The organism is Siphonobacter sp. BAB-5405 (assembly GCF_002872335.1).
Classification (GTDB): domain Bacteria; phylum Bacteroidota; class Bacteroidia; order Cytophagales; family Spirosomataceae; genus Siphonobacter.
On record NZ_NJAG01000129.1, the window covers coordinates 1 to 1,159 of the forward strand.

The 1,159-nt window shown below is 44.0% G+C and carries 1 protein-coding gene; it reads left to right on the top strand.

Features of this window, described 5'->3' with window-relative positions; genetic code table 11:
* Positions 1–84 precede the first annotated feature (84 nt).
* Positions 85–1,159: TonB-dependent receptor plug domain-containing protein (locus BWI97_RS26430; protein WP_158242875.1), on the top strand; the 1,075-nt coding region annotated here is incomplete at its 3' end.

The following is a 1,159-nucleotide window of genomic DNA, read 5'->3' on the forward strand; positions in this document are numbered from 1 at the left end:
AATGCGGAGGGTAAATACAAAGTTTCAGTTCCAAACAATGCAGTACTTGTTTTTTCATACATCGGTTTTACGAAAGCCAATGCTTTGGTTAACAACCGAACAACGATCGATATTGAATTAAAAGAAGATCCTAAAAATCTTCAGGAAGTTGTAGTCAACGTTGGCTATAGTACCATGCGTAAAAGTGATCTTACCGGTTCGGTATCATCCGTTAAAGCCGATGCTTTTGAAAATTCGGTACCTACCACGTTAGATCAGGCCTTACAGGGTCGAGTTGCCGGAATGTCAATTACTCAAAATTCCGGTGTCCCGGGCGGTGGTAGTTCGATTCAGATCAGAGGAGTGAACTCCATCAACAGTAGTAATGAACCTATTTATGTCGTGGATGGGGTAATTATAAATGGTAGAACGGGTGATAATGACCGTAATGCAATAGCCAGTATTAATCCTAATGATATTGAAAGTATTGAAGTATTAAAAGATGCTTCTGCGGCTGCCATTTATGGAGCTCAGGGGGCCAACGGAGTCATCCTGATCACTATGAAGAAGGGTAAAGTTGGTAAACCCGTTATCAATTTCAATACAAAGGTTGGTTTACAGGAATTACCCAGACGTGTGGACGTAATGAATCTCCGGGAATATGCACAGCATCACAATGATTACTCGGATGTACTTGGCTATGGCAGACGTTTAGACTTCAGTCGTCCTGAGGCTCTGGGGGAGGGTACCGATTGGCAGAAAACGATGTTTCGGGTAGCCCCCATGCAAACGTATGACCTATCCTTACGAGGAGGAATGCAGAATTCAAATTATTCCTTGTCGGTAGGTCACTTGAATCAGAATGGGATCATCTATGGCTCTGGCTATAAGCGTACTACCGTGCGTCTGAGTGTGGATAATTCCATTGGTAGTCAGTTACGTATGGGAGCCACCATCAACGTTTCGCAGGACAAGCAGAATACAGCTGTTTCGTCATGGAGTGTATTGGGCAATGCTCTTTTTCAAACGCCAGCCATACCCGTTTATAATGCGGATGGAACGTTCGGAGGTCCAACTTCCGAATTCGATGCCAATAACCTGGGCTTTTCCAATCCCCTTGCCATTGCCACGCTGAATACCCGGGATAGAGAAAATGTCATCGCTCGTGGAAATATTTACT